This is a genomic window from Brachybacterium sp. AOP3-A1-3, from assembly GCF_052378285.1.
GTDB lineage: Bacteria > Actinomycetota > Actinomycetes > Actinomycetales > Dermabacteraceae > Brachybacterium.
Window position 1 is genome coordinate 118,731 of sequence record NZ_JBQSXM010000008.1, and the last position, 21,279, is coordinate 140,009.

The following is a 21,279-nucleotide window of genomic DNA, read 5'->3' on the forward strand; positions in this document are numbered from 1 at the left end:
CATCCTCCGTGGGTCCACAACGGGGCGCCACGGTCCCCCGACGGCACGCGGCGATGCTGGACTCAGCCCATGGACCATGTCAGCCTTCTGCCCACGATCCGGGAGATCGCCGCGCAGACCTGCTCGCTGGTGGCTCCGCGCCACTGTCCTTGCGGGCAGGAGGGCTCGTGGCTCTGCCGTCGCTGCGCCGGGCTGCTCGACGCACCCGGGATCCGCGTCGAGTCCTGCTGCGATGCGCTGCAGCATCTCACCGCGGCGCGGGTGCATGAGGAACAGCATGGCGGCGTGCTCCTTCCCGCCGGGGTGGACCACACGCCGATGCTCCCGGTGCTGGCGCTGGGGGAGTACTCCGGGCCGCTGCAGCGGCTCGTCCTCGCCTGGAAGAACGGCGGCATGCTGCATCTCGGGGCTCCCCTGGCGAGAGCTCTGGGGCCCTCGGTCGCCCGCCTCGCCGACGAGGCAGGCGTGGCCGAGCCGGCACTGGTCCCGGTGCCCTCCCGCCTCGGCGCCAGGCTCCGTCGAGGGGAGGACCACACCGCCGAGCTGGTGCGGGAGATCGCGCGCACCGGTGCCGGACGGTCCCTGCTGCTGCGCTCCACCCCGACCACGGCGCAGGAGGGGCAAGGGTCCCGGCAGCGTCGGACCCGGCAGATCCGCCTGACGGGACGCGCCGCGCGACGAGCCGGACGGGAGCAGATCGCCGTGGTCATCGTCGACGACGTCGTCACCACAGGGTCGACGCTGCGCGGGATGTATGAGGCGCTCACCGGGGCAGGGATGTCCGTGCTGGGCGCCGCCGTCGTCGCCTCTGCACGCCTGCCGGTACCGGACCCAGGAGGATTCTTGTGATCCGAGGGCCGGACGGCCAGGAAACGTGGAGCAAAACATGGCATGCTGATGTGACTCGGCACACTCCGCCGAGTCTTCCTCTGATCAGGAGGTGCGTACTCCAGTCGACGAGCCACTGCGGCCGGGCTCAGAGCGGCCGCACCCGGATAGGAGGAGAACACCTCATGGAGATCAATGTCGTCGGACGTCATATGGACGTCCCGGACCGATTCCGTCGTCACCTCGAGGACAAGCTCGACAAGGTCACCCAGCTCGCACCCGCGGCGCTGCGGGTGGATGTGGAGATCTCGCAGGAGAAGAATCCCAGGCAGGCGGAGCTCAGCGATCGCGTGGAGCTCACTGTGCACGACAACGGGTCCATCATCCGTTCGGAAGCCCGTGCGGATGACCTCTACGGCGCCTTGGACATCGCCTACGGGAAGCTGCTCGAGCGTCTGCGTCGTGCACGCGACCGCCGCAAGGACCGCCATCGCGGCCGCGGGCGATCTCATCAGGCATCCGGTGACAGCGTGCGCACCCTGCCCGCCGACCAAGAACTGCTCTCCACGCTCCCGGAGACCCCGTCGGAGACCGACGATGCGCAGACCTCCCAGAACTCTCGTACCGCGGAGACCTCCGAGGAGCCGGAGGTGACCGAGCAGGATCTCGCCCTGGCCGGCAGTCCCGTCGTGATCCGCGAGAAGAAGCACTCCGCGAAGCCCATGGCCATCGACGACGCTCTCTATCAGATGGAGCTCGTCGGACATGACTTCTTCCTCTTCGTCGACGCCGAGTCCGGACATCCCAAAGTGGTCTACCGCCGCAAGGGGTGGAACTACGGAGTGATCGAGCTCGACGCCGAGCTTCCGACGTCCTGACATTTCCGAGGGATCCGGGTGGGTGCACGCCGAGGCGTGGAGCCACCCGGATCCGTTCTGTCGCCCGACCCCGCCGTGGAAAGACCCGCTGATGAGCACTGCAGTGAGCTGGACCGCGGCGCGGCGCATCGCGCTGCGCGCACAGGGGATGGGGCGCTCACGTCGCACCGAGATCCCGTCCCGTGCGGCGAGCACGCGATCTCTGCGCGCCACGGTGGAACGCACCCATCTGCTCCAGATCGACTCGGTGAACATCTTCGAGCGCGCCCACCACCTGCCTGTCTTCACCCGATCGGGGAGCTGGGACACGACGGTGCTGGACCGTCTCTCGAGGCCTGGACCCTCCCGGCTGGTCCGGGAGGCACTGGCCCACGAAGCCACCTTCGCCAGCCATGAGGTGCACTCCCTGCTCGACTTCCGCCGTCGGGCCGCCGCCACGAAGGACTGGGGAGCGGTCCGTGAAGCCGCGACCTCCACACCCCAGCTGTTCTCCCGGATCTTCGCCGCGCTCGAGGAGCTCGGCCCATCGAGCGCCTCCGCGATCTCCCGGCACCTGGGCGATACCGAGCGGGGCGAGGGCTGGGGGTGGCGCCGCACGTCCAGCCAATGGGCGGTGGAGTACCTGTTCCGTGCAGGCGGCGTGGACTGTGTGGGCCGCAGCACCCAGTTCGAGAGGCTCTACGTCCCCGCGGAGGAGCCCGGTCCGTGGCTGGCAGGCAGAGGCATCGGTCCGGACGGTGGCCGGCTCGACCTGGCCGACGAGGCACTCGACCTGTCCGACGAGGAACTCGAGCTGTCCGACGGCGTCCCCCGATCGCCCGACAGATCTGCCGACACCCACGACCGAGACGCCTCGATCACCGCATTGATGGGTCTGGCGGCGAAGGCTCTGGGAATCGCCGAGGTCAGCTCGCTCGCCGACTACTTCCGCGTCGCCGTTCGCGACGCCCGGACCGCCGCCGACCACCTCCTGGCGACGGGTGTCATCACCTCGGTCCTGGTGGACCACCCGGCAGGACCGCGGGAGATGATGCTGCACCGGGACGCGCCCTCGTCGTCCCCGCTGCGCACCGCCGCCCTGGTCAGCCCGTTCGACCCGATCGTGTTCCACCGTCCTCGGCTCTCCCGTCTCTTCGACGTCGACTACCGCATCGGCATCTACACGCCGGCCGCCCAGCGAGCGACCGGCTACTACGCTCTGCTGTTCCTGCTCGGCGACGTCTTCCCCGCCCGCGTCGATCTCAAGGCCGACCGTGCGCGCGGGGTGCTCGAAGTGCGCGGGACCTTCCGTGAGGAGCTTCCCCATGTGCCGCCCCGGCAGCGTCCTGCGGACAGTGCGGTGGTCGAGGCGCTGATCGCGGAGCTCGAACGTGCCGCGATCTGGCAGGGTCTGGACCGGATCGAGGTGGATACCGGCCCGGGCACCGGAGCTCTCTCCTCGGAGCTGGCCGCCGTGTGCGCGCGGCGAGGAGTCGACGTCGGCCCGGTTCCTCGCCCCTCCCGGAAGTCGCCGGGGACGTGAAGATGCGCGCAGGGAGTCACCTCTCCAGGCGGTGACCCTTACGATGGGTCAGGCATCAGCTGTCCGCGAGGACGAATCCAAAGAACTTCGGGAGCACGAGTGGTCAACCTCTTCGACAAGATCCTGCGCGCCGGCGAAGGCCGCGAGCTGCGTCGGCTCGAGTCCATCGCCAAGAAGGTAGCGGCGGTTGAGGACGTCTTCACCGACCTCAGCGACGACGAGCTGCGCGAGGAGACCGACCGTTTCAAGGAACGGCTGGAGGACGGCGAGACCCTCGACGACGTGATGATCGAGGCCTTCGCCGCGGTGCGCGAGGCCGCACAACGCACGCTCGGTCAGCGCCCCTACGACGTGCAGATCATGGGCGGCGCCGCCCTGCATCGAGGCCGTATCGCCGAGATGAAGACGGGTGAGGGCAAGACCCTGGTCGCCACCCTGCCCGCGTACCTCAACGCGCTCTCCGGCAAGGGTGTCCACGTGGTCACCGTCAACGACTACCTCGCCGGCTACCAGAGCGACATCATGGGCCGCGTGTTCCGCAGCCTCGGCCTGACCACCGGCGTCATCAAGTCGGGGACGACCCCGGCTGAGCGCCGCGAGCAGTACGCCGCGGACATCACCTACGGCACGAACAACGAGTTCGGCTTCGACTACCTGCGCGACAACATGTCCCTCTCGCCCGAGGACCGGGTGCAGCGCGGCCACAACTTCGTGATCGTCGACGAGGTCGACTCGATCCTCATCGACGAGGCCCGGACGCCGCTGATCATCTCCGGCCCCGGCTCCGGTGATGCCAACAAGTGGTTCAGCGAGTTCGCCAAGGTCGTGAAGCTGCTGCGTCGTGACCGCGACTACGAGGTCGACGAGAAGAAGCGCACCGTGGGTGTGCTCGAGTCCGGGATCGACACGGTCGAGGACCACCTGGGCATCGACAACCTCTACGAGTCCCTGAACACCCCGCTGATCGGCTTCCTCAACAACGCCATCAAGGCGAAGGAGCTCTTCAAGCGCGACAAGGACTACGTGATCATCAACGGCGAGGTCATGATCGTCGATGAGCACACCGGTCGCATCCTCGCCGGGCGCCGCTACAACGAGGGCATGCACCAGGCCATCGAGGCCAAGGAGGGCGTGAAGATCAAGGCGGAGAACCAGACCCTCGCCACGATCACCCTCCAGAACTACTTCAAGCTCTACGAGAAGCTGTCGGGCATGACCGGCACGGCCGAGACCGAGGCCGCCGAGTTCATGAACACCTACAAGCTCGGGGTGGTGCCGATCCCCACGCACCGCGAGATGCAGCGCGACGACGAGCCGGATCGGATCTACCGCACCGAGAAGGCGAAGTTCGAGGCGGTCGTCGAGGACATCGTCGAGCGTCACGATCGCGGCCAGCCCGTCCTGGTGGGCACCACCAGCGTGGAGAAGTCGGAGTACCTCGCCAAGCTCCTCAGCGCGCAGGGTGTGAAGCACGAGGTGCTCAACGCCAAGAACCACGCCGGTGAGGCCGCGATCATCGCGATGGCCGGCGCCAAGGGCGCAGTCACCGTGGCCACGAACATGGCAGGGCGAGGCACGGACATCATGCTCGGCGGCAACGTCGAGTTCATGGCGCACGCTGCGCTCGAGGAGCGGGGCCTGGACGCCGAGGAGGACCCCGAGGCCTACGAGGCCGCGTGGGACGAGCAGCTGGCCAAGGCCAAGCAGGCCGTCGCCGAGCAGCACGACGAGGTCGTGGAGCTCGGCGGTCTCTACGTGCTCGGCACCGAGCGTCACGAGTCCCGTCGCATCGACAATCAGCTGCGAGGCCGTTCCGGCCGACAGGGCGACCCGGGCGAGTCCCGTTTCTACCTTTCCCTGCAGGACGACCTGATGCGTCTGTTCAACTCGGGCGCGGCGGAGTCGCTGCTGGCCCGCGGCGGGGTCGATGAATCGGTGCCGCTGACCGGTCGGATGGTCTCCGGAGCCATCCAGCGTGCGCAGAACTCGATCGAGTCCCGTAACGCCGAGATCCGCAAGAACGTGCTGAAGTACGACGACGTTCTCACCAAGCAGCGCAAGAAGCTCTACGAGGAGCGCGGGCGGATCCTGGAGGGCGAGGAGCTCGACGAGCACGTCGAGCGCTTCATCGACGAGGTCATCGGCGGCACCGTCGAGTCGCACACCAAGGGCAAGAACCCCGAGGACTTCGACCTCGAGGAGCTGTGGGGTGCGCTGCGCCCCGCGTACCCGGTCTCGATCACTGCCGATGAGCTCATCGCCGAGGTCGGCGGCAAGGAGAACCTCGGCGCGGATCTGCTCAAGGAGGAGATCCTGGGTGATGCGCGAGTTGCGTACGAGTCGCGCGTCGAGGAGCTCGGTGAGGACGGACTGCGCCAGCTGCAGCGCCGTGTCCTGCTCTCGGTCATGGATCGCCGGTGGCGTGAGCACCTCTATGAGATGGACTATCTCAAGGAGGGCATCGGCCTGCGGGCGATGGCCCAGCGCGACCCGCTCATCGAGTACGAGCGTGAGGGTCACCTGATGTTCAACGACATGATCGCGGGCATCAAGGAGGATGTGGTCGGCTACATCTTCAACCTCGAGGTCCAGGTGCAGAAGGCCGAGCCCGTCGTGCCCAAGGCCGTCAGCGATCTGCTGCAGGCCGGCGCGGGGAAGTCCGGCGCGGGGAAGAACAAGCTCGCCACCGCTCTCGCCCAGGCCACCTCCGGCGAGGGGACCTCGCAGTCTGCAACGGCAGGCTCGGAGTCGAAGACCGCGGCGAAGAGCCCGGCGGACGACGCGTCGGACACCTCGGCGACGACCTCGGCAACACCCTCGACGGACGCCGAACCCTCGACAGACGCCGAGGAGGTGGCGAAGGGCTCCGCGGGGGACTCCGTCACGGACTCCGAGGAAGGCTCGTCCTCGGACCAGCTCGAGGACGAGAGGAACGTGGTGCTGACCGCCAAGGGCCTCGATGATGGCCCGAATTCGCGGCAGCTGCGCTACTCCTCCGCCGAGGGCAACGGAGTCCAGGACGATTCGACGCTCTCCCGTGCCCAGCGCCGCCGTCGTGCGAAGCAGAACGCCCGTGTCGACTCCGCTGCTGCGGACAAGACCTCCGACAAGCCCGAGGGTGCGCCGGTGGCGGAGAACCGCGGCCCTCGGCGGGGCAGGCGACGCAAGGGCTGAGACGATGATCTGAGGGGTGAGGCGGCTCGACCGCCGAGATCCTGACGTCGAAGGGCCGATCCGGCTCCTGCCGCGATGAGCGTGCAGGACACGGATCGGCCCTTCGCCGTGCCCGGGAGAGGCACAGGCGGCGGCGTGGGAGGAGGGGAAGGAGAGGCGAGTGGGGACCCCGGTGCGGCACGGTGCCCCACGGCGCGCTGTGGGGTCAGCCCATCTCGAGGACGGTGACCCGCCACCCCGAATGCCGCAGCTCCCATCGCATCGCGAGGAACCGCGCCCGCTCCGGCTCGCGCAGCACGCAGCTCGCTTCGACGGTGTGGTCGTTCACGATGCACGTGCGCACTCCGCTGACCTCGAGCCGCTTCGGCGGCGCGTAGCCGGTGGCGGCCCGGAGCCGACGTGTCAGCGCTGCCCGCCGGGACAGCAGCTTCTCCACCTCGGGTGTCACGATTCGGGTCAGGGCGTTCTCCGGACGCATGTCGCGCACGATCTCCACGGCCCGACGGGCTACTGGTTCGACCATCCGCTCGACCACTCGGGGATCACTCAGATCGAGCCGTTCCGAGGTGTCGGGGGTTGCGTTCGGGTGCTGGTCGGTCGTGGTCATCACTGCTCCTGGGAGGAAAGGGGTGTGGGCACGAGAAGCTCCTGCCCGGGTTCGAGAAGATCTGGGTCCGTGCCGATCACGTCGCGGTTGACGTCGTGGAGGAGGGGCCACGCTGCGGCGATCTCGGACGGTGTGTCCGCGGCGGGGCCGAGAAGCTCGTCCGTGATGCTCCAGAGAGAGTCTCCGGACTTCACCACCACGGTGCTCGAGGCCGGCGAGGGCTGTGCGGAATCAGGTCGGGATTCCTGCCCGGGGGAGGAGGGCCGCGCGGGCGCCCCAGTGGCGGCGTCGGTCGAGGGCGAGGGTCGGTCATCGCCGGTGCCCCTGGTGCCGTCGGTATCCGCGGTATCCGCGGTATCCGCGGTATCCGCTGTGTCCGTGGTGCTCTCCGTGTCCGTGGTGCTCTCGGTGCTCTGGTCCTGACCCGAATGGTCGGGTTCCGGGGGCATGCCGGGCTCATCGAGGTCGCGGGCGTCGGTGCCCTGCGAAGTCTCGGGCTCTGGATCAAGGTCGTCCCCCGTGGGGGCTGCAGACTCCTTGGGTCGGGAGGGTGCTGGGCCCTCTGAGTCGGCGCCGTCCGAGTCAGAGGGCGCCGCGCCCTGCTCCTCACCCCAGCCCAGAGCAGGCAGTGGATCCGGCTCCGTCCCCTGGTCGCCCGGTGCCGGTGTCGACGCAGGATCACCGAGCTCGGCAACGGGTTTGGCAGCGGGATCGGTATCGGGCTCCATGTCAGGATCGGAGAGGTCCGACGGGGTGAGTTCGGAGGACACAGCCACGGAGGTCGAGACCCCCGCACCGTCGTCGGGGGAGTGATCCGCTGCGGTGGCGGGGGCCAGGGCGAGCCCGGTCGCCGTCGCGGCAAGCGCCGTGCTGAAAACGACGCGCCGCGCGACCTGAGGTGCGAGGGCTCGCAGCGCGATGAACAGCGCGGCTCCGAGGCGACTGGCCGGACCTGCGGCCATCACCACTGCAGCAAGCCCCCAGATCACTGTCAGGTACACGCAGAACAGGACGCCGAGACCCGCGATGCCGACGAGCACCCAGGCGATCAGCGCATCGTCGCCGAGCACTCCGGCCGAGGACGGACGCAGCGCGTGCGCAGCGCCCCCCATCGCCAAGGCGGCCGCCCCGGAGAGCAGCGCACCAGCCAGAGCAGTCGCGGGCCGTGCCGGCAAGGGTGCGTCGTCCCCCATGGGTTCCTCCTGGTGAGGCACTCCCGCTGCTGCAGATCATGTCGTTTGATGCAGTTTGGTGTGCTTAGTTCGTCGTGGCGCCAAAGTAGTGTGTCCTGAGGCACAGTGCAAGGCTCGCTGGTCATCGTGTGGATGGCACGGGTCTGGGGAGGAAGGGTCTGTGCAGGTGCCCTCTGACCGGTATGCGCGCGTACGTCCGCTTGAAGGCGGCTGCTCCCGTTCGCAGGCGGCTGCTCCCGTTTGCAGGCAGCTGCTCCTGTTCGCAGGCAGCTGGCCGACGATGCCTGAGTGCACGAGACTTCCCATGGACCACCGGCAGCAGGCTTGGGCGGTCTAGGGTGTCGGCATGCGATTCGAGCGGATCTTCGACGACCTCGAAGGTCGTTTCGCCCATCAGGAGAGGGAGGAGATGCGCGCGGTCTCCGAGGACCTGGCGCGAGCTGAACGTGCACAGCTCTCGCTCGCGGATCGCCTGCGTGGCGCAGGCGCTCACGCGCTCACGCTCCATCTGGGCATCGTCCTGCGACTCGAGGGGACGGTCGACGAGGTCGGGGAGGGGTGGCTCGCGCTGCGCGAGGAAGGGGCCCGTCAGCGAGCCATCGTTCCCCTGTCGGCGATCGCCCTCGTCCAGGGGCTGCCCGCCCGGGCGCGGCCGGCGGAGGAGTCCTTGAGGTCGCCCCTCGGGCTGGGATCCGTGCTCCGCGAGATCGCCAGGGATCGCAGCGTGGTGCGGCTGGAGACCCTGGCGGGCGGTATCACCGGCCGTATCGCGGCGGTCGGAGCGGATGCGATGGACGTGCAGTCCCTGCCCACCGGTGAACGAGGAACGGTCCCCGGTTCATCACGCGTCACCGTGGCAACCGCATCAGTGCTGGCAATCACTGTGCGCTGAACAGGCCTGCGGCGGTGCGATGGCGGGTGTCGCCGCTGAGCCTCGACGACGACGGCGGCAGCAGAGGCCGCGGCAGTGGTCGTGCGTCGACCTGTCCCGGCGGTTTGCAACTCGCCGAGGTGGGGTCAGTGCTTCTCGTCGTGCTTCTGGCGTTCGAGCTCACGCTCAGTGGCGAGGATCGACGCGGTCGCGGCATAGCTGCGCTCGATGTAGGACTCGATCTCCGTGACCTCGACCCGCCACTGACCGCGTCCGCCGACCTTGATGGCGCGCAGTTCCCCGGAACGGACCAGGGCGTATGCCTGCGATGCGGAGATGGAGAGCATCTCGGCGACATCGGACAACGGGACGAATCGCGGCGCCATCGACGTACCTTCCGGTCGGGGAGGAAACCTTCTGACACGGATGTTCTCATACCCTTCCGTGCCCAGCTGGGGGCGCGATGTGGACAGCCCGGTCTCCTCGGCATCTTCCCCCAAGTTTTCCACAATTGTCCCAGTGTGCGCCCCTCACGGCCCCGCGTCCCGTAGCCTCTGGCAGAACTCGGTCACGGGGATCGGGCAGGGATCTGGAGGACGACGTGGCGGGTGCTGCACCGGTGATGAGACTGCGCCGACCGCGGTGGAAGGATCCTCGACTGATCGTGGGCATCGTGCTCGTCGTGGCGAGCGTCCTGATGGGGGCGCTCCTGGTCTCGCGCCTGGCTGAGACCACGTCGGTCCTGGTGGCGCGCTCGCCGATCGTCCCCGGCGACGTGATCGGCCCGGACAATCTCGCAACGGTCGAGATGCGGCTGGGGGAGCAGGACGGCCTCTATGTCGGGAGCGTCGACGCGATCCCGTCAGGAGCCGTTGCCACTCGAACCGTCCAGGCGGGGGAGCTGATCCCGCTCTCGGCCGTCGGTCAGTCCGGTGATGTCCCCTTGCGGCCGATCGTGATTCCCGTGGACGCGACCGTCGCCGAATCCGTGGCTCCCGGTGCGACGGTCGAGCTCTGGCACACCAGCCCGAAGGCGGACGACGGCACCAGCGCGGATGCCGAGCTGCTGGTGTCCGCGGGCATCGTCCGGAACATCGACGAAGGCAGCTCGTTGGGAATGCGCTCGATGGCTGTCGAGGTGCTGGTCCCCCAGGGGGACCTGCCTGCGGTGCTGAAGGTCCTCTCCCGTGATGAGCGCCTGGACGTGATCGGTGTGCCCGGAGCGCACGGGGTCGCCCCGTGATCGATGTCGTCCTGTGCGCCTCCGGGAGCGACGAGGTGCGCATCGTCCATGATCTGGCGCAGGAGAAGAGCCGTGCGGCCCGAGTGGTGCGTCGATGCGCGGATCTTGCCGAGACGATGGCGGTGGTGGCCGCTGGGATCGGGGACGTCGTCCTGATCGATGTCTCGGTCCGTGGTCTGGGGCGAGATTCTCTGGCGACGCTGATGCGTGGGGCGGCCGTGGTGGGGCTGCGCTCCGAGGAAGCCCCGGAGCAGACGTCCCTGGGTCTGCGTCACCTGCTCCCGTCGTCCGCGCCGATCGGCGAGATCATCGCGATGCTCGATGCTGCGGCCGCGCCCCAGGGGCGCGAGGAGACCTGGGTGCAGGAGCCCGTGATCGACGAGGCGGAGGAAGCAGGCCGTCTCGTCGTCATCTGGGGGCCAGGAGGAGCACCCGGGCGTTCGACCATCGCGGTGAATCTTGCGGCCGAGGCCGCGCTCGCCGGAGAGCAGACAGTCCTCGTGGACGCCGATACCTATGGTCCTGCGCAGAGCCAGATGCTCGGGGTGCTGGATGAGACCCCCGGGCTGGTGGCCGCCTGTCGGGCGCATGACCGGGACACGCTCGATGCAGAATCGCTCGAGGCCCTCCTCCCGAGTGCTCAGCCACGGCTTCGGCTGCTCAGCGGGATCGGCGTCCCCGCCCGCTGGTCAGAGGTGCGACGCACCTCGATGGATGGCCTCTGGCAGGCCCTGGCGCGTCGTGGCGACCTCGTCATCGCCGATGTCGGACCGGTGCTGGAGGAGGACGAGGAGCTCAGCTACGACACCGCGGCTCCGCAGCGCAATGCCGCCACGATCAGCGCTCTCGAGAGCGCCGACGCCGTGATCGCTGTGGTCGCCGCCGATCCGGTCAGCATCACCCGCCTCCTGCGGGACCACTCCCGGCTCGACGAGCTCGGTGTCGAGGAGCTCCATGTGATCGTCAACAGGGTCGGGTCGCCCATCCCCGGGGATCGGGTGCGGGAACTGATCACCTCCCGGATGAAGGTGGCCTCGGTGCACCTGCTGCCGGATGACCCCATCGCCTGTCGGACCGCGGCATGGGACGGCGCTCTGCTCTCGGAGTCCGCGTCCCGCTCCGCCCTGCGAAAGGCTCTGCGCGACATTGCCGCCTCCGACGTGGTCCTCGGAGCGAGGGAGACCGTCCCGGACGCAGCGGACGTCGCCTCCGGTTCCTGAGGACGCCGAGGTGGGACGGGTGCCGAAGTGAGAAGATGGTGGCCATGAGGATCTACCTGCCAATGAGCGCCGAGGACCGGACCATCCTGGAGAACTCCCCTTCAGGCCTCGAGCTGCACGCGGGGCGAGCAGCCTGGGGCGTCACCGGGCCCGCGAGCGCGGACAACCCGGATCACGACGACGAGGATCTCGAGTACGAAGCCATGCAGGACGCCATGCACGTCGCCCTGCTCTCCGCCGATGCGACGTCTCGAGCTCTCGTGATCGCCGTCGATGTCCCTGAGGGGTCGGTGGCCGCTGCTGAGGAGAGAGGAGGTGCATTCGGTGTCGAGCTGCGCGAGACGGCGCGGGCGCGTATCGCCAGCTTCCATGTGAGCGAGCTCGATGCCGCTGCCGCACAGCAGGATGACACCGATCCTGCCCTGCTCTGGTTCGACGCCTCCGAGGTCACCGACGCGTTCGCATATCTCGACGGCGCCGCCGAGAGCGAGCCGACCCCGCCGGCCACGTCGGCCTGAGACCGGGAGAGAGCGCTCTGCGACGATCCGGCGCACGCGGCCCGCACGCGGCCCCAAACGTAGGTCGGAAACGGGCTGAGCGCGGCGCCCGACAGGAGGCGTGCCCGGATCAGCCCTCGGCGCGATCCTTGTACGTCGTCGCGGACTTCTCCTCGGCGCGCAGCACCTTGGAGACATAGGGGAGAGCCGCCTTCTCGAGCTTGGAGCCGAGCAGCGGGATCTTGGCCACGAGATCGCCGTCGATATCTACGCGGCTGGTCAGCTGCCCGGTCGGAGCGAGTCGCAGCGAAGCCTTCATCCCTGCAGGGGTGCCGACCACCTCGAGCTTCATGGTGCCCGTGCGGCTGCCGTCGGGCTCCGGCGCGGACCAGGACTGCTCCTCACGGATCGTCACCGAGGACCCGACGAACGGACGCACGATGTCCGGAACTCTGTCCGTCGGCATCTCGAGCTCGGTGCGCACCGAGAAGGCCCCGGCGGGGTCACCCTCGACCGAGGCGACGGCGCTCTTCGCTCCGAGCGTCTCCTGACGGATCGCGGTGTACTCCTCGTCGGCGTACATCGTCGCAGCAGTGCGCGCGGACAGCGGCAGGTTCAACGTCTCGCGAAGCTTCATTCCTCGTCCTCCCCGGGGGATCGGTCCATCCCAGCCTATGTCAGGAGCGCCGGTGGGCACGACGTGCCCGTCCTCCGTTCTGACTACTATCCTGATCCCATGCCGAGCCTGTCCAAGTTCCTCTCCGACAACCGTGGACTCTCCGAGAAGGAGGCCGACTGGTTGCAGCATCTCGTCGGGGACTGGAACCTGGTCTCCGATCTGCTCCGCTCCGACCTTGTGCTCTGGATCCAGGGCGAGGAGGGGGCCCACGCCGTGGCCCATTGCCGGCCTGCGACCGGATCGACCGTGTACTACGAGGACCCCGTGGGAATCGTGCTCACGGACGCGGAGGGCTCCTCGATCCCCTCCCTCCTCGCCGGTGCCGAGCCCACCCGGGAGCCCGAGCCCATCGAACGCGAAGGCCGTGAGGCCACCGGCCTGCTGGTGCCGGTCCGCAAGGAGGGGCGGACGCTGGCGGTCCTCGCTGCGGAGAGCCCGATCAGCGATGGGTCCCGCTCGGCGAACGAGGTGCACCAGCATGAGCTCGGCCGCCGCCTGCTGCGGATGCTCGAATCCGGGGCGTTCCCCATCGAGGGGGCCCCGATCCCGCCCCGACGAGGTGCGCCGCGCGTCGGCGACGGCGTCGTGCAGCTGGACGCCAACGGCGTGGTCCGCTGGGCGTCTCCCAATGCGCTCTCCGCCTTCCACCGTTTCGGCATCGACGGCGCGATGGAGGGGATCACCCTTGCCGAGCTGTCCACGGACGTGCTGCAGTCCAGATCACCGGTGGACGAGTCGCTGCCGCTGGTGCTGATGGGGCGCGCCGCCTGGCGTTCGGACATGCAGGCTCGAGGAGGGACGCTGTCGCTGCGCGCCGTCCCTCTCACCGAGCGCGGTCAGCGCACCGGCGCCGTGATCCTCGTGCGCGACGTGACGGAGCTGCGCCGTCGTGAACGGGAGCTGATCACCAAGGACGTGACCATCCGCGAGGTCCATCATCGGGTGAAGAACAACCTGCAGACGGTCGCCGCCCTGCTGCGCATGCAGTCCCGTCGGATGAAGTCCGACGAGGCGCGCGAGGCGCTCAGCGAAGCGATGCGCCGGGTCTCGACCATCGCCCTGGTGCACGAGTCCCTGCTGCAGGGATCGGAGGAGGCGGTCCACTTCGACGAGGTGATCGACCGCTGCCTGCGGCTCGCCGTCGATGCCGCCAGTGCCACGGTGCACAGGGCGGGAGCTCCCCGACTCACGGAGACCCAGGTAGAGGTACACACCGAGAAGATCGGACGGGTCGGGTCGATCCGTGCGGAGGAGGCGACGCCGTTGGCCCTGGTGGTCACGGAGCTGGCCACGAATGCCGTCGAACACGGTCTCTCGGAGACCGGCGGAACGCTCACGGTGCGCAGTGAGCGCGTGGGGTCCCATCTCGTGATCAACATCGAGGACGACGGTGATGGGATGGGATCGGCCAAGCCCACGGGGCTCGGCACGAACATCGCGATCACCCTCGTGCAGGGTCAGCTGGGTGGGACGTTGACCTGGCAGGACCGCCCGGGGGGAGGGACGTGCGCAGTCGTCGACGTGTACCTGGACCCGCTCAGCCTCTGAACGGGCCCGCCACGGAGAGGGCCCTCGTCGGGGCTCCCACCGGAATGTCCTGCGGCGCCGGGACCGGTGAGGCCGCGCCGCAGGACGAAGTAGTCAGCTCGCGCGGCGGGCGCGGGCGTTACGGCGCTTGAGGGAGCGGCGCTCGTCCTCGGACAGGCCTCCCCAGACGCCGGAGTCCTGACCGGACTCGAGAGCGAACTTCAGACAGGCGGTCATGACGTCGCACCGCTGGCAGACCGCCTTCGCCTCCTGGATCTGGGTGATCGCCGGGCCGGTGTTCCCAATCGGGAAGAACAGCTCGGGGTCATGGTTGAGGCACTCGGCACGGTGGCGCCAGTCCATCGTCACTCTCTCTTTCCAGAACGCCACGCCTCACCCCTCGGGGCGCGACGCGGCGAGGGTCGCTCCGGGTGGGGCGTTCTCGGGTCTCCGGCTCTGGGATGCGGCTCCGTGTGCGGCAGTTGCTGCTGCGGAGCGCGGCGTCGTGGACGAGCCGACTTCCATTCTCTGGGGCGGTCGCGGACTCGACAAGGGCTTGCGTCCCCGACCTGGGTGGCACTTCCCACACGGGTGAGCGGGAGCGTGATGCCCCGCACTCAGGCGTTGCGAAAGCGCTCGTGGAGTGCTTCGGGTGTGCGTCGCGCGTGCCTCGAGGCCCGGTTCCGAGGGCCAGCCCGGATACAGTTCGTCCATGCCCATCGATTCCCAGACCCCTGGATCCGACGCGTCCCGACGCGTCGATGAGCGTCCGGCCGACGCCGACGATCCCAGCCCGCGCACCCGGCCGACGGTCGCCGCGCTGCTCGGCGTCGAAGCCCTCATGCTGGCTGCTGCTGCCACCTACTGCTTCCTGATCGTCCCGGCAGGGGAGATCCCCACCAAGCTCCTGACCGGCTTGGGCATCTTCCTGCTCGTCTTCGCTCTGGGAGCTGCCCTGGCGGCGCGGTCGATCCTGGTGAAGGGCCGTTTCGGTCTGGGATACGGGATCACGTGGCAGCTGTTCCAGGCGCTCGTGGGTGTGAACATGCTGCGCGGGTCGCTGTACTGGCAGGGCGGGCTCGCGCTCGTCCTCGCCGTCGTCCTGTTCCTGCTCCTCCTGCGCCTGGTGCGCTCCACGCCGCTGCCCGAGAGCGTGCGCCGGAGCTGATCGTCTCGAGCGTGCCGCGGTCGCGACGACGCGGCGGCCTCCTACCAGGCAGAAGGCCCTGCTCCGGATCTCTCCGGGACAGGGCCTTCTGTCTGCGCACTGCGGGTCTGATCCGCTCTGAGGGCTCCGGTGTCCCGGGCGCAGTTCCCGCTGTGCGGGACGGAGGGTCAGCTCGTCATTCGTTCGCCGCCAGCGCCGCGGCCGGAGCCGTCCGGGCTGCGGTGCGTCCCGGCAGCACGGAGGCCACCCCTCCCGCGAGAACGGCCAGCAGCAGCACCAGACCCACCTGCATCCACGGGATCGTGATCGAGACCGGGTAGGTCGAGCCCAGCAGCGCCTCGATGCCGAGCACCCCGTAGGCGCTGCCGAGGACGATGCCGAGCACCGCTCCGACCAGCGCGAGCAGCATGCCCTCCCAGCCGAGCATCGCCCGCATCTGACCGCGGGTGGTGCCCAGCGCCCGCAGGAGGGCGTTCTCCCCGGTGCGTTCGATGACGCCGAGGCTCAGCGTGTTGGCGACGCCCACCAGGGCGACCAGCACCGCGACGGCGAGCAGGCCGATGGTGATGCCGAGCAGGATCGTGAGGATCTGCGCGTAGGCCTCCCGCTCCGTCCCGCCGAAGTCCGCGGACGCCTCCGAATAGCCCTGGCTGCTGATCTGCTCGTTCACGGCGTCGATGAGGTCCAGCGACGCCACGCCCTCGCGGGCCGGCGTGCCCGGGTCCGCGAAGTCGGCGAGCACCACCGGAGAGGTCTTGTCCCCGCGCAGCTGCTCGAGGGTCGCGGGCGACACGAGGGACATCTGCAGGTTCGCGTCGATCTGCACCCTCAGCTCGTGCGGGGAACCGTCGGCGCCGTCGACGGACAGCATCTGGCCGTCGGTGACGCCGAAGCGCTCGGCTCGATCCTGGCCCAGGAGCACCACACCGTCGACGAGCTCGTCGGCCATCTCCGGTCGGTGAGAGACCTCGCGCACGGACTCGGGGGTGGCGCTGTAGAGGGTCATCGGCTCCGTGGCCCCGACCTCGATGTCGCCGCGAGCGGAGGCGACGGCGGTGTCCATGCCCCGGATCGCCTGGATCTGCTCGGCGGCGTCCTCCGGCATCTCCGCCGCGGAGACCACCACGTCGATCGGGCGGCGGGAATCCAGCTCCGAGGTGAGCGTCTCCTCGGCAGTCCGCGCTCCGACGGCCATCATGGTCATCAAGGTGGTGCCGATCAGCAGGGCCGCGATCGTGGCGGCGCTGCGTCGCGGGCTGCGGGCCACGTTCGCGCTCGCGATCCTCGCCGGGAGGCCGCCGATCCGGCCGATGATCCGGCCGACGAGAGCCGACAGCGGGCGGGTGACGATGACCAGCGTGGCCAGGACGCCCGTGAAGCTGATGACGCCCCCGGCCAGTGCGAGGAGGATGCCGAGCGAGGCGATCTGGTTCACGGCGAGGACGGTGCCCGCCGCCATGATGACGATGCCGGCCGCCACCGCGACGAGGCCCAGCACGCCCTGGACTCCCAGCCCACGACGCTGCGCGGGCGGAGCCGGGCGCAGCGCCTGCAACGGTGCCACACGGGTGGCGGAGCGCATCGGTGCGAGGCTCGCCGCGACCGTGATCACCACGCCGGCGAGCACCGGGAGCGCGACGGACCAGACGCTGAGCGGGACCAGCATGACGCCGTCCAACCAGCCGAGCCCTGCGGCGGCGGCGAGCGCGACCTGCGTCAGGACGTGCCCGCCGAGCATGCCGAGGAGCGCACCGATCACCCCGACGGTCAGGGACTCGCGCAGCACCACGCCGCGCACCTGTGATCGGGTCGCCCCGAGGGTGCGCAGCAGCGCAAGGCTGCGGGTGCGCTGGGCGACGGTCACGGCGAAGGTGTTCGCGATGACGACGGCGCTGGTGAACAGGGCGATCACCACGAACACGGCGAGCATCATCGCGAGGGCCCCGAAGCCCCGCATGAGCTCCCCGGCAGCCTCGTCCTCGGCCTCGCCGACAGTCTGGACCGTGAGGTCGTCAGTGGCGGCGTCCGCGGCGACGGCGGCGGGGTCGGCACCCTCGGGGACGCTGGCGAGCCAACGGTCCGTGAGGGTCCCGGCCGTCGGCCCGAGCAGCGCCTCGGCGTTCGCCTCGGAGACCAGGACCCGGGGCGTGCTCCCGAAGACGGCACCCTCGGGGGCCGGGGCGATGCCGACGACCGTGAAGGTGAGTTCGTCGCCGCTGGCCGAATGATCGGCGGGCAGCACGACGGTGTCGCCGAGCGAGACCTCGAGCTCGTCGGCGGCGGTGGCATCGAGCACCACCTCGGAGGCGGACGTGGGAACCGTCCCCTCGGAGAGACCGTCCTGTCCCGAAGAACCCGGCGGAAGCATGGATGCTGAGAGGAAGACGCTGGATCCGGTGGCGGAGTCGAGCTGGACGTAGTCCATCAGCTGGGGCCACACGGCTTCGGCGCCGTCGATCGTGGGCGGGTCGAGCGGGGCCTGCGAGGACCACTGTTCGTCGGCCAGGGGACTCTCGATCGCGAGATCGGCTCCCTCGTACTGCTGGGAGGCCTGGGATCGCAGGGACGCCTGCATGAGGTTCCCGGCCAGCACCATGACGGCGACGAAGGCGCAGGACAGGGCGATGGTGACGACGGCGGCGAGGTGCCGCCGCAGCGGGGTGAGCTTCACGGGGGAGCGGCGGGCCATCAGCGCTGCCCCCGCAGGTCCTCGTCGCTGGCGATGCGACCGTCGGCGAGCGTGATGATCCTGTCAGCACGCTCCGCGGCCTCCCTCTCATGGGTGACCATGACGACCGTCTGGCCGAACTCGTCCACCGACAGACGCAGGAAGTTCAGGACCTCCTCGGTGGTGCGCGAGTCGAGGTTCCCGGTCGGCTCGTCGGCGAAGACCACGGCCGGGGAGGTGACCAGTGCGCGGGCGATTGCGACGCGCTGCACCTGCCCGCCGGAGAGCTGCGAGGGGAGATGGGAGAGACGATCGCCGATCCCGAACGCCGAGGTGATGGTGTCCAGCCAGGCACGGTCCACCCGTGCTCCGGCGAGCTCGAGCGGCAGCAGGATGTTCTGCTCGGCGCTGAGCATCGGCAGCAGGTTGAAGGACTGGAACACGAAGCCGATCCGTTCGCGTCGGAGCTTCGTGAGGGCGTCGTCGCCCAGTGTGGTGATCTCGGTCCCGTCGATGCTGATGGATCCGCCATCGACGACATCGAGCCCTGCCAGCGTGTGCAGGAGCGTCGACTTGCCCGAGCCGGAGGGGCCCATGATCGCGGTGAACGCGCCCCGGGCGACATCGAGGTCGACCGTGTCCAGCGCGGTGACGATGCCGGCGCCGGTGCCGTAGGTGCGGGTGACCCCGCGGGCGATGATGGCCGGTGCGGCGGTGGACGCGCCGGTGGGGTCACCGGGGGAGGGCTGAGAGGCGAGGGACTGGGCAGTCATCGGGATCCTTCACGACGGGGTAGGCGGTCATCGACCATGCTCGTGCACCGATCTGCACCGCGTCGTCAGTCCGTGGTCCCGTGCAGGGGGACGATGTCCGACCTCAGGACGCCGTCGTGTCATACCCGGGCATGACGCGCGGGGGCAGATCCCGATGCTGCCTTGCGGCTGGCGGGGTGGGACTCCCCGGAGCGCGTGGCCGGCCCGGCCCTCTGCTCGGCCCGAGGCGCTCAGCACGTTCCGTTCGGCTCGTCCCCGTCCGCAGGTCGGCGCCTGTCCGTGGTCTCAGTCGGCGCCGGGGCTGACCAGACCGGTCTCGAAGGAGACGATCACGGCCTGCACGCGGTCCCGGGCGCCGAGCTTCGAGAGGACGCGGCCCACATGCGTCTTGACGGTCGCCTCGGCCACGAACAGCTCGGCGCCGATCTCCTGGTTGGAGTAGCCACGACCCATGAGCGCGAGGACCTCGCGCTCGCGCTCGGTGAGCACGTCGAGCACCGACGTGTCCTTCTCCTGGGGCTCAGGAGCGGCGATCACCCGGGCGAGCAGACGGCGGGTGGCCGACGGGGCGATCACCGCGTCGCCGCTGTGCACCGTGCGGATCGCGCCGAGCAGGTCCTCGGGCTGCGCATCCTTGAGCAGGAAGCCGCTGGCGCCGGCGCGGATGGCGGAGACCACGTACTCGTCGAGGTCGAACGTGGTCAGCACGATGATCTTCGGGGCGCGACCCTCGGGGGACTGGGCCAGGATCCGTGAGGTGGCCTCGATGCCGTCCATCCGAGGCATGCGGACGTCCATCAGCACCACGTCGACGGTGCGGGCGCGCAGCTCCTCGACGGCCGCCGCACCGTCGGAGGCCTGGGCCACGACCTCCAGGTCGTCCTGGGAGTCGATCACCATCGCGAAGCCGGCCCGCACGAGAGGCTGATCGTCGACGAGGGCGATGCGCAGCGGGCGGTCCAGTGGTGTGGTCATCGGGGAGCTCCTCCGGGGTGGTGGGATGGTTCGGTGTGCTGTGGTGCGGTGCGCCCGGCCGTGTGTGTGACTGTATGTGTCGGGGTGGCCGCCGGCCGGATGGGGTCGACGGACGGTTCGGGCCGGGAGAGCTGGTGTCGGGGTCGGTCCGCGGTCCGCGGCGCCGTGAGAACGCTTCCGTCCAGCGGGATGGTCGCCTGCACCCGGTAGCCGCGTTCCTGGAGGGGCCCGGCCCGGAGGACCCCGCCGAACACGGCCATCCTCTCGCGCATCCCGGTGATCCCATGGCCCTCGCCGTCGGACTCCGGGTCGGTGCCCTGTCCGTCGTCGAAGACATCGATCTCCAGCCTCTGCGGTGTGCGGTGGATCCGGACCCTCGCGGAGGCTCCGCGCCCGGCGTGCTTAAGCACATTGGTCAGGGACTCCTGGATGAGCCGGAACACGGACATCCCGAGGGCTTGAGGGAGGTCCTCGATCCGGCCCTCGATGTCGAGGGACACGTCGAGGCCCGTGGCCCGGACCCGCGCGATCAGGTCCTCGAGCATCTCCGGTCCGGGCTGCGGGCCGAAGCTGGTCTCGTCCTCCTGGCGCAGAACTCCCAGCAGGGAGCGCATGTCGGCGAGCGCCGCCCGCCCGGTCTCCCCGATGGTGGAGAGGACCTCGGCGGCCTTCTCCGGCTTCTGGGCGGCGACGAAGCGGCCGCCGTCCGCCTGCGCGATGATCACGGACAGCGAGTGGGCGACCACATCGTGCATCTCGCGGGCGATGCGCGCACGCTCGTCGGCGACGGCCAGCGCGGTGCGCTGCTCCCTCTCCCGGATGGCCTGCTCCGCCCGGTCACGGGTGAGCGCGAGCTGCCGCACCCGGGCGCGCTGGAGGCTCGCCAGGGCCCAGACCGCGACGATGGTGATGCTGCCGACGAGGATCAAGGTGCTGAACATGATCGCCGCCTCGAGCGGACCGCCGTACTCGTCGCGCACGGCGCCCACGGCCCACGAGGTCGCCTGGACCAGGACGCCGAGGAATCCGGCGCCGACGCCGAGACCGTGCACGAGGCGCGAGCCGTAGGCGACCGCGCAGAACATCGCGTAGAACGTGAGAGCATCGCCCATCACGACCGGGATGCCGACGAGGACATGGAGCAGCGCCAGGCCGCCGATGACCAGGACCCCGAGGGCAGGACGTGTCCGGCACACGGCGCCGGTCAGGATCATCGGTACGGAGAAGACCGTCCACCAGCCGAACGATCCTGTCCAGAAGCCCGAGACGAGAATCAGGAAGGCGGCGGCGCCGAAGGCGATCAGGTCGACGGTGCCGGGGTTCTCGATGATCCAGCGGAAGGGGTCGGAGCGGCGGACGCGCCCGTCCGGCACGTCGGTCCGCGCATCGGGTCCGTTCGTCATGGGTTCGAGCGTACGGGGACGAGCATGCGTCGCGCGTCAGACCGCAGTCGGAC

General features: G+C 69.6%; 19 protein-coding genes. 10 read left to right on the forward strand and 9 right to left on the reverse strand.

The window, feature by feature from the left end; translation table 11 throughout:
- Nucleotides 1-69 precede the first annotated feature (69 nt).
- The 4 genes from ACT3T5_RS12350 (at nucleotide 70) to secA (ending at nucleotide 6,402) form a co-directional block, all read left to right on the forward strand.
- A complete protein-coding gene (locus tag ACT3T5_RS12350) occupies nucleotides 70-849 on the forward strand; it encodes a ComF family protein (RefSeq protein WP_444594478.1) in 780 nt (259 codons plus the stop codon).
- A 164-nt stretch (nucleotides 850-1,013) separates the two neighbouring features.
- Nucleotides 1,014-1,706 (forward strand): ribosome hibernation-promoting factor, HPF/YfiA family, encoded by a 693-nt coding sequence (gene hpf, locus ACT3T5_RS12355; RefSeq protein WP_444594479.1) that lies wholly within the window; start codon nucleotides 1,014-1,016, stop codon nucleotides 1,704-1,706.
- Nucleotides 1,707-1,797: 91 nt separating this feature from the next.
- The gene (locus tag ACT3T5_RS12360) at nucleotides 1,798-3,228 is read left to right on the forward strand and encodes a winged helix-turn-helix domain-containing protein (protein ID WP_444577903.1); all 1,431 of its coding nucleotides are present in this window, start codon (nucleotides 1,798-1,800) and stop codon (nucleotides 3,226-3,228) included.
- 99 nt (nucleotides 3,229-3,327) lie between these two features.
- Nucleotides 3,328-6,402 (forward strand): preprotein translocase subunit SecA, encoded by a 3,075-nt coding sequence (gene secA / locus ACT3T5_RS12365; protein WP_444594480.1) that lies wholly within the window; start codon nucleotides 3,328-3,330, stop codon nucleotides 6,400-6,402.
- Nucleotides 6,403-6,607: 205 nt separating this feature from the next.
- On the opposite strand, the gene ACT3T5_RS12370 is transcribed toward secA, so the two are convergent.
- Together ACT3T5_RS12370 and ACT3T5_RS12375 are read right to left on the reverse strand one after the other, a co-directional pair.
- Nucleotides 6,608-7,009 (reverse strand): Rv3235 family protein, encoded by a 402-nt coding sequence (locus ACT3T5_RS12370; protein WP_444577905.1) that lies wholly within the window; start codon nucleotides 7,007-7,009, stop codon nucleotides 6,608-6,610.
- On the reverse strand, nucleotides 7,009-8,202 hold the full coding sequence (locus ACT3T5_RS12375; protein WP_444594481.1) for a hypothetical protein: 1,194 nt from the start codon (nucleotides 8,200-8,202) through the stop codon (nucleotides 7,009-7,011). The genes ACT3T5_RS12370 and ACT3T5_RS12375 overlap by 1 nt, the downstream gene beginning before the upstream one ends.
- A gap of 346 nt (nucleotides 8,203-8,548) precedes the next feature.
- Between ACT3T5_RS12375 and ACT3T5_RS12380 the strand changes: the two genes are divergently transcribed.
- Nucleotides 8,549-9,094, forward strand: a complete 546-nt coding sequence (locus tag ACT3T5_RS12380) for a hypothetical protein (RefSeq protein ID WP_444594482.1) — start codon at nucleotides 8,549-8,551, stop codon at nucleotides 9,092-9,094.
- Nucleotides 9,095-9,219: 125 nt separating this feature from the next.
- Here the strand turns inward: ACT3T5_RS12380 and ACT3T5_RS12385 are convergent, their stop codons facing one another.
- On the reverse strand, nucleotides 9,220-9,459 hold the full coding sequence (locus tag ACT3T5_RS12385; protein WP_444577908.1) for a helix-turn-helix transcriptional regulator: 240 nt from the start codon (nucleotides 9,457-9,459) through the stop codon (nucleotides 9,220-9,222).
- A gap of 236 nt (nucleotides 9,460-9,695) precedes the next feature.
- Between ACT3T5_RS12385 and ACT3T5_RS12390 the strand changes: the two genes are divergently transcribed.
- Genes ACT3T5_RS12390 through ACT3T5_RS12400 form a run of 3 tightly spaced genes read left to right on the forward strand, consistent with a single transcriptional unit; the run spans nucleotide 9,696 to nucleotide 12,054 of the window.
- Nucleotides 9,696-10,316 (forward strand): SAF domain-containing protein, encoded by a 621-nt coding sequence (locus ACT3T5_RS12390; protein WP_444577909.1) that lies wholly within the window; start codon nucleotides 9,696-9,698, stop codon nucleotides 10,314-10,316.
- Nucleotides 10,313-11,536: an AAA family ATPase gene (locus ACT3T5_RS12395; RefSeq protein ID WP_444577910.1), complete on the forward strand. Its 1,224-nt coding sequence runs from the start codon at nucleotides 10,313-10,315 to the stop codon at nucleotides 11,534-11,536. The genes ACT3T5_RS12390 and ACT3T5_RS12395 overlap by 4 nt, the downstream gene beginning before the upstream one ends.
- A gap of 44 nt (nucleotides 11,537-11,580) precedes the next feature.
- Entirely contained in the window at nucleotides 11,581-12,054 is a 474-nt protein-coding gene (locus ACT3T5_RS12400; RefSeq protein WP_444594483.1) for a DUF6912 family protein, read from the forward strand.
- 109 nt (nucleotides 12,055-12,163) lie between these two features.
- Here ACT3T5_RS12400 and ACT3T5_RS12405 read toward each other — a convergent pair whose 3' ends face one another.
- Nucleotides 12,164-12,670, reverse strand: coding sequence for a DUF2505 domain-containing protein (locus ACT3T5_RS12405; protein WP_444577912.1), 507 nt, complete (start codon nucleotides 12,668-12,670; stop codon nucleotides 12,164-12,166).
- A 99-nt stretch (nucleotides 12,671-12,769) separates the two neighbouring features.
- Between ACT3T5_RS12405 and ACT3T5_RS12410 the strand changes: the two genes are divergently transcribed.
- Nucleotides 12,770-14,260, forward strand: a complete 1,491-nt coding sequence (locus ACT3T5_RS12410; RefSeq protein WP_444594484.1) for a sensor histidine kinase — start codon at nucleotides 12,770-12,772, stop codon at nucleotides 14,258-14,260.
- Between the two features lie 93 nt (nucleotides 14,261-14,353).
- Here ACT3T5_RS12410 and ACT3T5_RS12415 read toward each other — a convergent pair whose 3' ends face one another.
- Nucleotides 14,354-14,602 (reverse strand): WhiB family transcriptional regulator, encoded by a 249-nt coding sequence (locus ACT3T5_RS12415; protein ID WP_193117473.1) that lies wholly within the window; start codon nucleotides 14,600-14,602, stop codon nucleotides 14,354-14,356.
- Between the two features lie 349 nt (nucleotides 14,603-14,951).
- Here ACT3T5_RS12415 and ACT3T5_RS12420 point away from each other — a divergent pair, with 349 nt between their 5' ends.
- A complete protein-coding gene (locus ACT3T5_RS12420) occupies nucleotides 14,952-15,407 on the forward strand; it encodes a hypothetical protein (protein ID WP_444594485.1) in 456 nt (151 codons plus the stop codon).
- Between the two features lie 175 nt (nucleotides 15,408-15,582).
- Here the strand turns inward: ACT3T5_RS12420 and ACT3T5_RS12425 are convergent, their stop codons facing one another.
- From ACT3T5_RS12425 to ACT3T5_RS12440, 4 genes are all read right to left on the reverse strand, one after another.
- Nucleotides 15,583-18,096 carry an ABC transporter permease gene (locus tag ACT3T5_RS12425; RefSeq protein WP_444594486.1) on the reverse strand — a complete coding sequence of 838 codons (2,514 nt, stop codon included), beginning with the start codon at nucleotides 18,094-18,096 and terminating at the stop codon, nucleotides 15,583-15,585.
- Nucleotides 18,096-18,848 carry an ABC transporter ATP-binding protein gene (locus ACT3T5_RS12430; protein WP_444577916.1) on the reverse strand — a complete coding sequence of 251 codons (753 nt, stop codon included), beginning with the start codon at nucleotides 18,846-18,848 and terminating at the stop codon, nucleotides 18,096-18,098. Before ACT3T5_RS12430 ends, ACT3T5_RS12425 begins: the two co-directional genes overlap by 1 nt.
- A gap of 285 nt (nucleotides 18,849-19,133) precedes the next feature.
- Nucleotides 19,134-19,823, reverse strand: coding sequence for a response regulator (locus ACT3T5_RS12435; protein ID WP_443426289.1), 690 nt, complete (start codon nucleotides 19,821-19,823; stop codon nucleotides 19,134-19,136).
- Nucleotides 19,820-21,226 carry a histidine kinase gene (locus ACT3T5_RS12440; RefSeq protein WP_444577917.1) on the reverse strand — a complete coding sequence of 469 codons (1,407 nt, stop codon included), beginning with the start codon at nucleotides 21,224-21,226 and terminating at the stop codon, nucleotides 19,820-19,822. The genes ACT3T5_RS12435 and ACT3T5_RS12440 overlap by 4 nt, the downstream gene beginning before the upstream one ends.
- Nucleotides 21,227-21,279 lie beyond the last annotated feature (53 nt).

Coding starts and splice junctions, on each gene's coding strand:
- ACT3T5_RS12350 (WP_444594478.1), top strand. CDS start 70: ATGGACCATGTCAGCCTTCTGCCCACGATCCGGGAGATCGCCGCGCAG.
- hpf (WP_444594479.1), top strand. CDS start 1,014: ATGGAGATCAATGTCGTCGGACGTCATATGGACGTCCCGGACCGATTC.
- ACT3T5_RS12360 (WP_444577903.1), top strand. CDS start 1,798: ATGAGCACTGCAGTGAGCTGGACCGCGGCGCGGCGCATCGCGCTGCGC.
- ACT3T5_RS12370 (WP_444577905.1), bottom strand. CDS start 7,009: ATGACCACGACCGACCAGCACCCGAACGCAACCCCCGACACCTCGGAA.
- ACT3T5_RS12375 (WP_444594481.1), bottom strand. CDS start 8,202: ATGGGGGACGACGCACCCTTGCCGGCACGGCCCGCGACTGCTCTGGCT.
- ACT3T5_RS12380 (WP_444594482.1), top strand. CDS start 8,549: ATGCGATTCGAGCGGATCTTCGACGACCTCGAAGGTCGTTTCGCCCAT.
- ACT3T5_RS12385 (WP_444577908.1), bottom strand. CDS start 9,459: ATGGCGCCGCGATTCGTCCCGTTGTCCGATGTCGCCGAGATGCTCTCC.
- ACT3T5_RS12390 (WP_444577909.1), top strand. CDS start 9,696: ATGAGACTGCGCCGACCGCGGTGGAAGGATCCTCGACTGATCGTGGGC.
- ACT3T5_RS12400 (WP_444594483.1), top strand. CDS start 11,581: ATGAGGATCTACCTGCCAATGAGCGCCGAGGACCGGACCATCCTGGAG.
- ACT3T5_RS12405 (WP_444577912.1), bottom strand. CDS start 12,670: ATGAAGCTTCGCGAGACGTTGAACCTGCCGCTGTCCGCGCGCACTGCT.
- ACT3T5_RS12410 (WP_444594484.1), top strand. CDS start 12,770: ATGCCGAGCCTGTCCAAGTTCCTCTCCGACAACCGTGGACTCTCCGAG.
- ACT3T5_RS12415 (WP_193117473.1), bottom strand. CDS start 14,602: ATGGACTGGCGCCACCGTGCCGAGTGCCTCAACCATGACCCCGAGCTG.
- ACT3T5_RS12420 (WP_444594485.1), top strand. CDS start 14,952: ATGCCCATCGATTCCCAGACCCCTGGATCCGACGCGTCCCGACGCGTC.
- ACT3T5_RS12425 (WP_444594486.1), bottom strand. CDS start 18,096: ATGGCCCGCCGCTCCCCCGTGAAGCTCACCCCGCTGCGGCGGCACCTC.
- ACT3T5_RS12430 (WP_444577916.1), bottom strand. CDS start 18,848: ATGACTGCCCAGTCCCTCGCCTCTCAGCCCTCCCCCGGTGACCCCACC.
- ACT3T5_RS12435 (WP_443426289.1), bottom strand. CDS start 19,823: ATGACCACACCACTGGACCGCCCGCTGCGCATCGCCCTCGTCGACGAT.
- ACT3T5_RS12440 (WP_444577917.1), bottom strand. CDS start 21,226: ATGACGAACGGACCCGATGCGCGGACCGACGTGCCGGACGGGCGCGTC.